The organism is Haloarcula regularis (assembly GCF_029338315.1).
Lineage (GTDB): Archaea > Halobacteriota > Halobacteria > Halobacteriales > Haloarculaceae > Haloarcula > Haloarcula regularis.
The window spans coordinates 655,334-669,136 of sequence record NZ_CP119794.1 but is presented as its reverse complement, the minus strand read 5'-3'; the positions used below and the strand labels follow the sequence as shown (position 1 = coordinate 669,136).

Sequence of the window (13,803 nt, the reverse complement as noted above, 5' to 3'; positions counted from 1 at the left end):
ACGGTTCCTGGCGGACCCACGTTCACTTTCACTCCGCGGTCGGAACCCACTTCCCTGCACGGCCCCACGTCACCACCAGAGTGCGAGATGGGAGGACGAGCCCACCTGGCGGAGCTGGACCTGCCCTTCGACCCCGCCACCGTCGATGTCGACGACGAGCCGGTGCTGGACCTGCTGGCACCCGTCGTCCAGGAGTGGTGGGTCGAGCAGTTCGGCGAGTTCGTCCCCGGAAACGGCGGCTTCTTCACCCCGCCCCAGAAGGAGGCCATCCCGCTCATCCACGAGGGGGAGAACGCGCTCATCTGTTCACCGACGGGGTCGGGCAAGACGCTCGCGTCCTTTACGGGCATTATCAACGAGTGTTCGCGAAGGCCCGCGAGGACGCCCTCGAGAACTCCGTGTACTGCCTCTATGTCTCGCCGCTGAAGTCCCTGGCAAACGACATCCACCGGAACCTGGAGGTCCCGCTCGCGGACATCACCGACCGCCTGGCCGACCGGGGCGAGGACGTCGACATCCGCCACGCCATCCGCCACGGCGACACCAGCGACAGCGAGCGCCAGGCGATGCTGGAGACGACGCCGCACATCCTCAACACGACGCCGGAGACCCTGGCGATACTGCTCAACTCCCCGAAGTTCAAGCGGAAACTGGAGACCGTCGAGTACGTCATCGTCGACGAGATACACAGCCTCGCCGAGAACAAGCGCGGTACCCACCTCTCGGTGTCGCTCGAACGGCTGGAGGCGATGGCCGACACGTCGCCCACCCGCATCGGCTGCTCGGCGACGGTCGAACCGCTCGAGGACGTCGCGGAGTTCCTGGTGGGCCGCGAGGAACCGGGTGGGCCGCCCCGCGACTACGAGCTCGTCGACACGCGGTTCACCCGGGACTTCGACGTCGAGTTGACCTGTCCGACCGACGACCTCATCAACACGCCACGCGACGTCGTCACGGGCCGGTTCTACCAGCAGCTGCACGACGAGATACAGTCCCACACCAACACGCTCGTGTTCACCAACACGCGCTCGGGGGCTGAACGGGTCCTCCAGACCCTCCGCGAGCGGTTCGACGACTACGACGAGACGAACTCCGGATGTCACCACGGATCGCTCTCGAAGGACAAGCGCCACGAGGTCGAGGAAGCGCTGAAGGCCGGCGCCCTCGACGTGGTGACCACCTCGACGAGCCTGGAACTGGGCATCGACATGCCCCACATCGACCTGGTCGTCCAGGTCGGGTCACCGAAGTCCGTCGCCGCGCTCCTCCAGCGCATCGGCCGGGCGGGCCACCAGCTAGGCGAGACGGTCGAGGGCCGCGTCGTCGCGCTCGACCGGGACGAACTCGTCGAGTGTGCCGTCATGCTCGAGAAGGCCGAGTCGGGGTTCGTCGACCGCGTGTTCGTCCCGGATAACGCCCAGGACGTGGCCGCCCAGCAGGTCTACGGCATGGCCATCAACCAGGTCCGCCCGGAGCGCGAGGTCAGGGCCATCCTCCAGCGGGCCTACCCGTACCGGAACTACACGGACGAGGACTGGGAACAGCTCTGTCGCTATCTCACCGCCGACTACCCGGGCCTGGAGGACAAGAACGTCTACGCGAAGATCTGGCGCGACACCAACGACCCGCCGGACGGCGAGTACCACTACGACGAGTACGACGTGGGCGAACCGCTCGTGGGCAAGCGCGGGCGCCTCGCTCGCGTCATCTACATGACCAACGTGGGGACGATTCCAGACTCGTTCACCTGTGACGTCTACACCCGGGGCGACAGCCGCTGGGTGGGCCAGCTCGACGAGCAGTACCTCGACACCTTGGAGCAGGGTGACGTGTTCGTCCTTGGCGGCGACCGCTTCGAGTACCGCTACCGCCGCGGGTCGAAGGTGTACGTCGACCCGACAAGCGCCAGGCCGACGGTACCCTCGTGGTTCTCCGAGCGTCTCCCCCTGTCTTACGACATGGGCCGCGAGATGCTCGCCTTCCAGGCGACGCTGCTCGAGAAGCTGGAGGCCGGCGGGATGTCGGAGGTGCGCAACTGGCTCCGGACGTTCCCCGTCGACGAGAACACGGTCCGTGCCATCGCCCGCATGTTCCGCGAACAGGTGGCCTACGCCGGGTCGACGAGCGTCTCGACGCCGGACCGCCTGGTAATCGAAGAGGCGCTGGACCACGACGAGTACGAGCGCCACTATTACGTCCACTCGACGTACGGCCGGCGGTTCAACGACGGGTTCTCGCGGCTGGTGGCCTACTACGTCGCCCAGCGGGCCACCGCCAACGTCCAGGTGGCCGTCGCGGACCACGGCTTTACCCTCTCGATGCCGCTGAACCGGAAAGTCGACGTCGCGGGGCTCGTCAAGGCCATCGATCCGGCCGACGTTCGCGAGGACCTCAGAGCCAGCCTCGAGGGAACGGACCTGCTCCAGCGGTACTTCCGAATCAACGCCACCCGGTCGCTGATGATACTCAAACGCTACAAGGGCTACGAGAAGTCCGCAAGCGAACAGCAGGTCTCCTCGGAGATGCTGCTGGGATTCGCCTCGGACCTCGGCGAGTTCGCCGTCGTCGAGGAGACCTACCGCGAGATTCTGGAGGACAAGCTCCACGTCGACGGCATCGAGGCCGTCGTCACGGACATCGACCGCGGGGCAATCGAGGTAGTATCGACCCGTGTCGAGTCCCCCTCGCCCAGAGCCTTCGGCCTCGCGACCCTGATGGCCAGCGACGTGGTGCTGGCCGAGGACGAGTCGGAGGTCCTCGCGGAGTTCCACCGCCGCGTCCTGGCCGAGATAGACGACGACCGGCCCGGCGAGACGGCGGCGACGACGGACTGAGCCGCGTCACAGACGCCGGTACGTGTTACCTGAACAACTAGTTCGAGGTGGGTTCCCCCCCTTCGTATCGCACGATGCCACATCACACGCACGACCACGACGCCGAATCGCCCGAACCGGGACACGTCCACGCGGCGGTCGACCGAGACATCGACGTCCGCGACGACTGGGCGCGCCGGCGACGGAAGGGGATTCCCACCGACAAGCAACTCCTCGTCGTCGCCTGCATGGACGAGCGAATCCCGGTCGAGGAGGCGCTGGGACTGGACCTCGGGGACGCGCAGGTGTTCCGCAACGCCGGCGGGAAGGTCACCGACGACGTCATCCGGTCGGCGGCGCTCACGACGCAGTTCTTCGACACGACCGAGATCATCGTCGTCAACCACACGGATTGCGGGATGATGAGCGCCCCGGACGAGGCCGTCGTCGAGGGCCTCGAAGCCGCCGCCGGCGGCGACATAGACGCCGTCGACGTAGACCCCGCGCTCCCCGAACTGAACCTCGGCGGGGCGAGCCTCTCGGACTGGGTCCGGATGACCGACGACATCGACGAGGCCTGTCGCACACAGGTCGAACTGCTTCGTGACCACCCGCTCGTCCCCGACGCGGTGACGGTCTCGGGCTACGTCTACGAGGTCGAGAGCGGGCACCTCCGCCGCCCCGGCGAGCGCGTCGCCGACCAGGTCAACGAGCGGGTCTGACCGGGTCGCCGCGGTCCACCGCGGTCCAAACTATTAATCCGACGGTCGTTCCACGAGTGGTGTATGGAGTCGTTGCACCCCCGCGTCAGGATGCTGTGGGTCGGTCGCCGGGTGATACAGGCGACGGTGCTTGCCGCCATCGCGGTCGGCATCGACCGCTTTCTCCTCACGCTCCCGCCCACGCTGGTCGCCGCCGGCTGGCTCGTCCTCGTCGTCCTGGGGACTGTCCACGCCGTCGCCGCCCACCGCATCTGGCGGTTCGAACTTCAGGACGACGCCCTCTATCTCGTCCGGGGCGTCGTGACCAGGACCGACACGTCCGTCCCCTACGTCCGCGTCCAGCACGTCGACACGCGGCGGGGCCCTATCGAGCGGACCGCCGGCCTGTCGAGCGTCGTCGTCTACACGGCGGGCTCGCGAGGGGCCGACATCACCATCCCAGGGCTCCGGCCCGAGCGGGCGACCGAACTGCGCGAACGCCTCCGTGACCTCGCCGGCGAGAGCGAGGCCACCGACGCAGTATGAGACGCCTGCACCCACGGAGCGCGATTCTGCGTGTCGCCCGGGCGGCGGTACAGGGCGCCATCTTCGGCTTCTTCGTCGGCACGGCTCTCGCGGGCGTGCTCGGACTCCCGGCGGTGGCCGTTCCGCTCCTCGCGCCGCTCGCGGCCACCCTGTTCGGCGGCTACGGCTTGCTGCGCTACCTGCGCTTCCGGTACGAGGTCGACGACGACACGCTCAGGGTGGAGTCGGGCGTCGTCGCACGCCAGTCGCGCGAGATTCCCCTCGGGCGCGTCCAGAACGTCGACACCCGACAGGGCGTGTTCAACCGGATGCTTGGCCTGACCGTGGTCGAGTTCGAGACGGCCGGCGGGAGCGCGACGGAGGCCACCCTCGACGCCGTCGGCGTGGCCGAGGCAGACCGCCTCAGGCGACTCGTCCAGGGGTACGACCGCCGGAGGACCGACCCAGCCCGGGCCGCCGACGCGGCGGACCGAGGCGAGACTGGGGCCGCGGACGAATCGCCCGGTGTCGCCGCGGAACTACTCTTTACGTTCTCCTGGCGGGATCTGCTCACGTACGCCGTCGTCTCGGTGCGACCGGCCGCGCCGGTGCTGACGCTCGTCGGCCTGCCGCTGGGGTCGGACGTCGTCGTCGCGGTGTTGCGGTTCAACCTCCGCCTCCTCGCGGCGAACGGCAGCCTCGGGATACCGATGCTCCGCGACATGGCGACGCCGCGACTGGTCGTGCTCGCCGTGCTGACGGGCGTGCAGTTCGTGCTCGTCGCGCTGGTCGTCAGTGCCGTCTTGACCGTCGTCGAGTACTACCAGTTCACGCTCACTCGCGAGGACGACGACCTGCGGTACGAGCGGGGGCTGTTGCGCCGTTACAGCGGGACTATCCCCGTCGGGAAGGTCCAGACGGTCAGCATCCGCGAGAACGCGCTGATGCGCCGGTTCGGGTACGCGACGCTGGTCGTCGAGACGGCCGGGTACGGGCCACAGAGCCAGCAGTCGAGCCAGGGCGTCGCCGTGCCCATGGCGCCCCGCGAGGACGTCTACGAACTGGCCCGCGACGTCGCGCCCTTCGGCGACCTGGCGTTCGAACGGCCGCCGAAACGCGCCCGCCGCCGGTACGCGTTCCGGTACGGCTTCGTCGCCACCGTGCTCGTCGTCGTGGGCTACGCGGTCGACACGTTCGTGCTCGAATCGGGCCGCTGGTGGGTGCTGCTGGGCCTGTTCGCCGTCGTGGTGCCGGGCGCGTACTACCACTGGATCCACCGCGGATACGCGCTGGACGACGACGTGCTCGCGACCCGGACGGGCTTCTGGCGGCGGACCACGCGGGTCGTGCCGTACTACCGCATCCAGACCGTCTTCGTCCGCCGGACGCCGTTCCAGCGCCGTCGCCGCCTCGCCACCGTGACCGCCGACACGGCCAGCTCCTCGAGCCTCGTCGGGGGGAGCGCGAGCGCCTACGACGTCGACGCCGACGTCGCCGGTGACCTGCGGGACGAACTCCGCGAACGCCTCCGGACCGACCTCCTGGAACGGAAAGCCGCGGCCCGGGCACGCGCTCCCGTAGACGAGGCGCCCGCAGAGACGACGAGCGCAGCGGACGAGTCGTCGGGTAGCGAGACGGGCGCCGACGACTGGCCGGACGACGAATGGGGGCCGCTGACCGAGGGGACGGACGACGCCACCGAAGGAGCGGACGAAGCGGACGAAGACGAACCGGACGCTGAGGAACCCGACACCGCCGACCCAAAGACGCGCGACGGGGACTCACCGGACGAGTAGCGTGTTCAGTGCGTCGGGGACGACGAGGACGTCGCTTCCCGGTTCGATGGCGTCGGCCACGTCGTCCGCGGCGTGCATGAGACACTCCTCGACGACGTCGGGTGCCTCGCTGTTTGTCACCCAGACGTCGTAGTCCCGCAGGACCCGTGTGACGACGAAGGCACGCTGCGCCCCCGGTTCGTACCCCTCGGCCATCGTCTCGTAGAGGTCCTCGGCGCTGTCCGCGCCCGAGAGCCAGTCGTAGAAGCGCTGTTCGCCGGTGCCCTGGCCGACGCCCTCCGCGAGTTCGGCCGGCACGACGATGCGACCGCCCTCAGTCAGCGGGTCGTAGTCGCCCAGCGCGACGTACGTCGCGGCGCGGGTCGCCTGGTAGAGGTTCGCGTCCTTGGGCGCGCCGACGCCGGCCACCACGGCGTCGTAAGTGCCCTCGAGAGAGACCGAGAGCGCCTCGCGTGCGCTGGCCGAGAGGTGGCGGACGACGGCCCGCGGGTCGCCGGCCGCCGCGTCGAGGATGCCGGCGGGGCCGTGCGTGACGTTCAGACAGAAGTCGACGCCGACGGCGTCGCCGGCCCGGTCCAGGAACGAGCGGAACGGGTTGCCGTCGACGCGGCCCAGGCGGACCCCTGCTCGGCCGATGAGGTCCGGGCCGTGGGTATAGCCGATCTGTGACTCGCCGCCGGCGCCGACGACGACGGTCTTCGCGCCGCCGGAAAAGCCCGCGTACTGGTGTGGCTCGACCATCCCCGTCGCGAGGACGTGGTCGGCGGCCGCCACCGTCTCGTGGACGTCGACGTCGACGCCGTCGACCTCTCCCACCGTGACAGTCGCCTCGGGGTCGTGGTTCACCGCCAGGTCGGCGTGTTCGCCCAGGGCCGCCGCCAGTTCGTCGTCGGTCATCGGCCGGTGCAGCCCCAGCCCCACGACGACGCTCACCTGCTCGCGGTGGACGCCCGCGCCGGCGAGCGACGACAGCAGGTGCTCAACGAGCACGTCGTCGGGCGTCGCCCGCGTCACGTCCGTCACGACGATGGCGACGGTGTCGTCGGGATCGACTCGTGCCTGGAGTTTGGGCCCGTGGGGGTCGGCCATCGCCGCGGCGGCCGCCTCGTCCGGGTCGACGGCCTGGCCGCCCGGCGGGCGACACACCGTCACCGAGCAGTCGGGCAGCGACACCGCGACGGCCCCGCCACCGCAGGGTACTCGAACGGTCATCGGGGGTAGTTCGGACTCGAGCGTCGAACAAGTGTCGATTTTGTCGATAGTTGATAGGTGGTCGGCCGCGGACGCCGGTGTGTCATGCCGACGATTCTCACGATTGGTATTCGATGACGAACTTTATTGTACGTGGTTTGTAACTATCCGGATACTATGAGGCGACGGCTCAACGCCAGCGGACTCGTCATCGCGGTCATCGGGTTCGTGCTCACCCGGTTCACCGTCGCGCTCGCAATCTACGAGGACCCGGTGCGCTTCTTTCTGGCGGGCATCGCACCGCTCGCGCTCGGTCTGGGACTTGCGGCCTTCGGGGTCGCGCTCTTCGTCGCCGACGTCGACCGGGCCACCGTCCGGACGACCGCGCTGTGGTGTGTCCTCGGCACCGCCGCGATGACGGTCCTGCTCGTCCTGACGGTGCTGGGGTCGAAGACTGCCGACATGTCCAACCTGGCGACGATACGGTCCCAGTCGTACCTGTCGACGTTCCTCATCGGGGGCAGTGTCGGGGGGACGCTGACGGGCATCTACGCCGCACGCAACCGGCGCCAGCGCGGCACGCTCCAGCAACAGACGAACCGGCTGGTCATCCTCAACCGCATCCTCCGACACGAGATTCTCAACGCGCTCACGCCGCTGCGCGGGTTCGCCACCGTCGACCCCTCGGACCACCCGCAAGCCGAACGGGTCGTCAACGACCGGCTCGACGACATCCAGCGGACCGTCGAGGAGGTGAAGTATCTGGTCAGGCACGCGGGCCACGCGCGGGCCGCTGGCACCCCCGTCGATCTCGAGGCGGCCATCGCCGAGAGCGTCGAGACCATCGAGGCGCGGTATCCCGATACCGAGATTCCGCCGGTCGACTGCCCGCCGGGCCTCCAGGTGTACGCCAACGAGCGACTGTCCAACGTGTTCACGAACCTGCTCGAGAACGCCGTCGTCCACGCCGACGACGCGGCCCCCGAGATATCCGTCTCCGTCACGGGCCCGCGGGTCCGGATCAGCGTCAGCGACCAGGGTCCGGGCCTCCCGGAGAGCCAGCGCAAACTGCTCGAGACCGGCGACATCGGGGAGTTCGACGACCCGCGAGGCGGGTACGGGCTGAACGTCGTCCGCCTCCTCGCCGAGAGCTACGCGGGCGACATCGAGACGGCCACGGGCGAGTCCGGGACGACGGTCACCGTCGACCTCGCTCGCGTCACGCCGGACGCCGCCAGCCTCCGGCCGTCCCAGGCGACGCTCTCCCGCCTCCGACCGGCGACGCCGCACCTGCTGGTCGCGGTCGTCAGCGCGCTCCTCGCCGGCGTCGTCTACGGCGCCGTCTCCGAACTGCTGGGCGGGTCCATCGCCGGCATCGGCGTCTTCTACGGCGTCGCCAACCCGCTCGTCGGGTGGATAACCCACGAGTTCCACAGCGTCGTCTTCGGGTTCGTCTTCGTGAGCCTGGTGACCCTGGCCCCGGAGGAGCGCCGGGACGACCTCTCGACGTACGTCGGCGTCGGACTCCTCTGGGGCGTAGTGCTCTGGGCCGTCGCGGCGAGCGTCGTCGGCCCGATGTGGCTGCGCCTGCTCGGGATTCCCGCCCCGATACCGCGTTTCTCGACCTCGATACTGGTGAGTCACGTCGTCTGGGGCCTCTCGCTGGGACTGCTCACGGCCTGGGGCTACCGGAGTGCCGTGCCGCGGCTGCAGCGCCTCCGAGAGCGGCTTGCCGGCGAGCGAACCCGGTGACGTCAGCGCTCGGTGACCGACGTCTCTGGGCCGGTCACGGCGCGTTCGACCCGTGACCTGATACCCCGGAGCATCCCGACGGTCATGAGGACGGTGACCGGATCGAGCACCGCCTCGCTGAGCACCCGCAGGAGGGGGTTCTCGGGCAACCTGACACGGGCCCTGACGAGCAGTCGCGTCTCGTTCTCGCCGACGGGCTCTAAGACGAACGCCCAGACCCACCACGGCGGGTCGTCCGGCGTCTGCAGGACCAGCGAGGCCGGGGGGTTCATCGACGCCACCTCGAGCTCCGCGTCGGGGAACCGGTCGGCACGGCCGAGTCGCACTGTCTCGCCGACGGCCAGGTCCTGGTACTCGGGGACGATCTCGTCGGCGTTCCGGATGCCCAGCCCGACGAGGTTCTCCGCCCAGGTGTAGCTGTAGAACCCGCCGCGTTCCTGGCCCAGCTGGCGCAACCAGGGCCACACGTCCTCGGGCGTCCCGTCGACGGTGACGGCCATCGTCGAGACGCCGTCCGCGTCGGGGAGCAGGGCGTCGCCGGGCAGGTAGCGCCGAACCTCCGACGGGGTCGCGCCCCAGTTCAGCAGGCGTGGTCTCACGGCGGCCCAGTAGAGCGCGCCGACGAGCGCGAGGCCAGCGAGTTGCCGAAGGCGATGCGGGCGGGTGCGGGGTCGGTCGCTCGCCCCGGCGGCGGCCGCGGGCGAACGCGAACGGGAGACTGTTTTCATGTCGTTCACCTCACTAGTCCGTACGCGCTGGTCCGGCATATACGGCTCTGTCAGTCGAAGTTCGAGGGGATGCCGTGCCGACGACCGGGGGCGCGGTCGGCTCAGTCCGTGCTCGAACTGCCTTCGATGGCGGCCCGGCGCGCCACGGCGGCCTCGAAGAAGGAATCCGGCAGTTCCTCCAGATCGCCGGCCTGGACGCGCCAGAGGTTGGCGTAGAGGCCGTCCTCGGCCAGAAGGTCGACGTGCGTGCCCCGTTCGACGATGCGACCGCCCTCCAGGACCAGAATCTCGTCGGCGTCTTTCACCGTCGAGAGCCGGTGGGCGATGGCGACGGTCGTCCGGTCGCGCGCGAGGTCGCGGAGACTGCGCTGGATGATGGCCTCCGTCTCGGTGTCGACGTGGCTCGTGGCCTCGTCGAGGACGAGGATGGCGGGGTCCTTCAGGAAGGTCCGCGCGAGCGCGACGCGCTGGCGCTGCCCGCCCGAGAGTTTCACGCCGCGCTCGCCGACCAGCGTGTCGTAGCCGTCGGGGAGGTTCTCGATGAACTCGTGGGCGGCGGCCCGCCGGGCGGCCGCGGTCACGTCCTCGTCCGTCGCGTCGAAGGTCCCGTAGGCGATGTTCTCCCGGACCGTCCCGTAGAAGAGAAACGGGTCCTGGGCGACGTACCCCACCCGGCGGCGGAGGCTCTCGAGCGAGAGGTCGCGCACGTCGTGGCCGTCGATGCTGACGGTCCCCGACTCGGGGTCGTAGAGGCGCACCAGCAGTTTCACCAGCGTCGACTTACCGCTGCCGGTTGGACCGACGATGCCGACGGTGTCGCCGGGAGCGACAGCGAAGGAGACGTCGCGGAGGACTGGGTCGCCCGTCGGCGTCTCGTCGCCCCCGGTCGATGCTTCGGCCCCGTCGTCCCCTGCGGCGTACCTGAACACGACGTCGTCGTACTCGATGCGGCCGGCCACGTCGTCGAGCGTGCGCGCGTCGGGCAACTCAGTGATCCCTCCTTCGGCGTTTAACAGCCCGTAAACGCGGTCGCTCGAGGCTTTGGCCTTCTGGTAGTTGTTGACGATCTGCCCGAACTGGGCGAGCGGCCAGATGAACTGCTGGGTGTACAGCAGGAAGGTCACGAACGCACCGGGGCTGACGGTCCCCGAGAGACCCAGGGGCGGGCCCTGCAGGACCCAGAACGCGCCCACACCGAAGGTGAGCGCGAAGCTCAGGCCGGAGATGGCCGACAGCCCCGGGAAGAACGTGATGCGCGTCTTGATCGCGTCCCAGTTGGCGTCGTAGTAGGATTGGGACGCCGCCGCGACGCGGTCGGCCTCGTAGGCCTCGGCGTGTTCGGTCTTGATGACCTCGATGCCACCGACGTTGTTCTCCAGGCGGGCGTTCAAGTCGCCGACGCGCTGGCGCATGGTGGCGTACTTGGGCTGGACTCGGCGGACGAACAGGAACGTGAACGCCCCCAGGACGGGCACGGCGAGCAGCGAGACCAGCGCCAGCCACGGGTTCAGGACGACCATGACGACGCCGACGCCGACGACGAGCGCGACCAGTCGAATCGCCGAGCTGACCCCGTCGGTCAGGAACGACTCCAGCTGGTTCACGTCGTTGTTGAGCACCGCGAGGATCTCGCCGGTCCGCGACGCGTCGAAGAACGCCCGGTCGAGGGCCTGCATCCGCTCGTAGGCGTCGACGCGGAGCGCGTGCTGGATGTTCTGGGCGAACCGGTTCCAGCCGTAGTTCTGGAGCCACGACGCGATGGCACCCCGACAGTCACCGCTACCAGGAGGGCGACGACGACCCACACCTGTCCGGTCGCCGTCGTCGGCAGCCACGTGGCCGGGACCAGTGGGAGCTCGAACGGGCGGGTCCCGAGCAGGATGGCGTCTATCGCCAGGCCGAGCGCGAGTGCGGGGACGAGTCCGGACGCCCGGGCGACCAGCGCCATGCCCGTCCCGAGGACGGCGAAGGCGCCGTTCTCGCGGCCGTACTCGGCGTACAGTTGCCACATCGACCCAGCACCGTCTGACCGTGACGGCTCACTCGTCACGTCCGCCTCCGGCCTCTCGCGCGTGTCGTCATTCACCCCTCGCTACGATTCGCGAAGCGATGTACTGGTCAGTCCAGGCCCGGAGAGTCACTTCCGCCCTCCGAAGCGAGCGGACTGGTCCGCCGGTCGCTCGTGCGTGCGGGCCCACTCGCGGAGCTCGCGAAACACGGGCGCGAGGTCGGCCGCCTTCGCCGTCGCCGCGTACTCCACCCGCGGTGGACTCTCGTCGTACTGTGTCCGTGTGACCAGGCCGGCCTCGGCGAGTTCCTCGAGTCGCGTCGAGAGCGTGTTCGGCGAGAGCTCCAGCGCTCGCTGGAGTTCGGTGAACCGCCAGGGCCGCGCGTCGGCCCGGACCAGTTGGTGGAGGATTCCCATGGTGTGTGCCTTCCCGAGCAGCGTAAAGAACGGGGCCGCAGGGCGAGTCGGCTTCGTTTGCATCCGTGTGACTACGGTCCCTGCAGTGATTACGATGTCGGGAGCCATCGATGGACAATACTTATCTGCGCTCCATCTGAGTCTGGGGGTGAACACGGCGCTTTCGTCGCGTCTTTCGCGAGCTGCTGGAGAGCAACCCATGACAGAGACATACATCGGTTCGATAGACCAGGGGACGACTGGGACACGGTTCATGGTCTTCGACCACAGCGGCCAGGTCGTCGCGAACGCCTACCAGAAGCACGAGCAGATTTACCCCGAACCGGGCTGGGTCGAACACGACCCGATGGAGATCTGGGACAACACGAAGCAGGTCGTCCAGGACGGCCTCGAGGCCGCCGGCCTGTCTGCCAGCCAGCTCGAGGCGCTCGGCATCACGAACCAGCGCGAGACCACCATCGTCTGGGACAAGGATACCGGTAAGCCTGTCCACAACGCGCTGGTCTGGCAGGACCGCCGCACCACCGACCGCGTCGAGCAACTCCAGGAGGAAGGGAAGGTCGAGTGGATCCGCGAGAAGACCGGCCTCGAGTGTGACGCGTACTTCTCGGCCACCAAGACGGAGTGGATCCTCGAGAACTCGGACCCGATAAAGACCGAACGCTCCCGCCCGGAGGACACCCGCGAACGCGCCGAGAACGGGGAACTCCTGATGGGAACCATCGACTCCTGGCTCATCTACAACCTGACGGGCAACCACATCACGGACGTCTCGAACGCCTCGCGGACGATGCTGTACAACATCCGCGATCTCGAGTGGGACGACGAACTGCTCGCGGAGTTCGGCGTCCCCGCGTCGATGGTGCCGGAGGTCCGCCCCTCCTCAGACGAGAGCTACTACGGAACCACAGACCCGGACGGGTTCCTCGGCGCCGAGGTGCCAGTCGCGGGGGCGCTGGGCGACCAGCAGGCGGCGCTGTTCGGCCAGACCTGCTTCGACGAGGGCGACGCCAAGAACACCTACGGCACCGGCTCGTTCTACCTGATGAACACGGGGACCGACGCCGTCGAATCCGACCACGGCCTCCTGACGACCATCGGCTTCCAGCTCTCGGGCGAACCCGTCCAGTATGCCCTCGAGGGAGCCATCTTCATTACGGGTGCGGCCATCGAATGGCTGGAGGACGTCGACCTCATCGAGAACGCCGCCGAGACGGAGGAGCTGGCACGGTCGGTCGACTCGACGGACGGCGTCTACGTTGTGCCGGCGTTCACCGGCCTCGGTGCGCCACACTGGGACGGGCGTGCTCGGGGGACCATCGTCGGGATGACGCGTGGCACCCGCCGCGAGCACATCGTCCGGGCGACGCTCGAGGCCATCGCCTACCAGACCCGGGATGTCGCCGAGGCGATGGAAGCCGACTCCGGCGTCGAGACGACCAGCCTCCGGGTCGACGGTGGCGCCGTCAAGAACAACTTCCTCTGCCAGCTCCAGTCGGACATCATCCAGACGACGATAGAGCGCCCCGAAGTCGACGAGACGACGGCACTGGGGTCTGCCTATGCCGCCGGGCTGGCCGTCGGCTACTGGGAGTCCGTCGACGAACTCCGGCAGAACTGGCAGATGGACCGCGAGTTCGCCCCGAAGACGGACGCTTCGGCGGCCGACCGGATGTACGAGCGGTGGGGCAAAGCGGTCGAGCGCTCGCTCGACTGGGCCAAAGAGGAGTGAGCGGCGTCACCACGCTGCCTACCCGTTTCGAGGAGAGCGCCGCTGGCAAACGCGCCCGCCCGAGTGCCCTAAAACCTCCGTTTGCGACGGTAAGGCCGACGTTCTCTATCACCGGAGGAGAAAGTCATCTGTAACTAACT

The 13,803-nt window shown here is 68.7% G+C and carries 8 protein-coding genes and 2 pseudogenes; 6 read left to right on the top strand and 4 right to left on the bottom strand.

The genetic code is table 11. From position 1 onward, the window contains the following. The first annotated feature begins 87 nt into the window (after nt 1-87). The 4 genes and pseudogenes from P1N55_RS03555 (at nt 88) to P1N55_RS03540 (ending at nt 5,835) form a co-directional block, all read left to right on the top strand. Nucleotides 88-2,834 (top strand): annotated as a pseudogene (locus P1N55_RS03555) (ATP-dependent helicase). Nucleotides 2,835-2,908: 74 nt separating this feature from the next. Beyond that, nucleotides 2,909-3,535, top strand: a complete 627-nt coding sequence (locus P1N55_RS03550; protein ID WP_276277616.1) for a beta-class carbonic anhydrase — start codon at nt 2,909-2,911, stop codon at nt 3,533-3,535. Between the two features lie 63 nt (nt 3,536-3,598). Continuing rightward, the gene (locus P1N55_RS03545; protein ID WP_276277615.1) at nt 3,599-4,060 is read left to right on the top strand and encodes a PH domain-containing protein; all 462 of its coding nucleotides are present in this window, start codon (nt 3,599-3,601) and stop codon (nt 4,058-4,060) included. Continuing rightward, the gene (locus P1N55_RS03540; protein ID WP_276277614.1) at nt 4,057-5,835 is read left to right on the top strand and encodes a PH domain-containing protein; all 1,779 of its coding nucleotides are present in this window, start codon (nt 4,057-4,059) and stop codon (nt 5,833-5,835) included. Before P1N55_RS03545 ends, P1N55_RS03540 begins: the two co-directional genes overlap by 4 nt. Here the strand turns inward: P1N55_RS03540 and P1N55_RS03535 are convergent. Further along, the gene (locus P1N55_RS03535) at nt 5,821-7,047 is read right to left on the bottom strand and encodes a lactate racemase domain-containing protein (RefSeq protein ID WP_276277613.1); all 1,227 of its coding nucleotides are present in this window, start codon (nt 7,045-7,047) and stop codon (nt 5,821-5,823) included. The two genes, P1N55_RS03540 and P1N55_RS03535, sit on opposite strands and share 15 nt — an antisense overlap. 156 nt (nt 7,048-7,203) lie before the next feature. Here P1N55_RS03535 and P1N55_RS03530 point away from each other — a divergent pair, with 156 nt between their 5' ends. Beyond that, nucleotides 7,204-8,778, top strand: a complete 1,575-nt coding sequence (locus P1N55_RS03530) for an ATP-binding protein (RefSeq protein ID WP_276277612.1) — start codon at nt 7,204-7,206, stop codon at nt 8,776-8,778. A gap of 2 nt (nt 8,779-8,780) precedes the next feature. On the opposite strand, the gene P1N55_RS03525 is transcribed toward P1N55_RS03530, so the two are convergent. From P1N55_RS03525 to P1N55_RS03515, 3 genes and pseudogenes are all read right to left on the bottom strand, one after another. Beyond that, a complete protein-coding gene (locus P1N55_RS03525) occupies nt 8,781-9,506 on the bottom strand; it encodes a hypothetical protein (protein ID WP_276277611.1) in 726 nt (241 codons plus the stop codon). Nucleotides 9,507-9,607: 101 nt separating this feature from the next. Then, nucleotides 9,608-11,517: pseudogene (locus P1N55_RS03520) on the bottom strand (ABC transporter ATP-binding protein). A gap of 126 nt (nt 11,518-11,643) precedes the next feature. Continuing rightward, nucleotides 11,644-11,994 (bottom strand): winged helix-turn-helix transcriptional regulator, encoded by a 351-nt coding sequence (locus tag P1N55_RS03515; RefSeq protein WP_276277610.1) that lies wholly within the window; start codon nt 11,992-11,994, stop codon nt 11,644-11,646. Nucleotides 11,995-12,130: 136 nt separating this feature from the next. Here P1N55_RS03515 and glpK point away from each other — a divergent pair, with 136 nt between their 5' ends. Beyond that, entirely contained in the window at nt 12,131-13,663 is a 1,533-nt protein-coding gene (gene glpK, locus P1N55_RS03510; RefSeq protein ID WP_276277609.1) for a glycerol kinase GlpK, read from the top strand. Nucleotides 13,664-13,803: the final 140 nt, after the last annotated feature.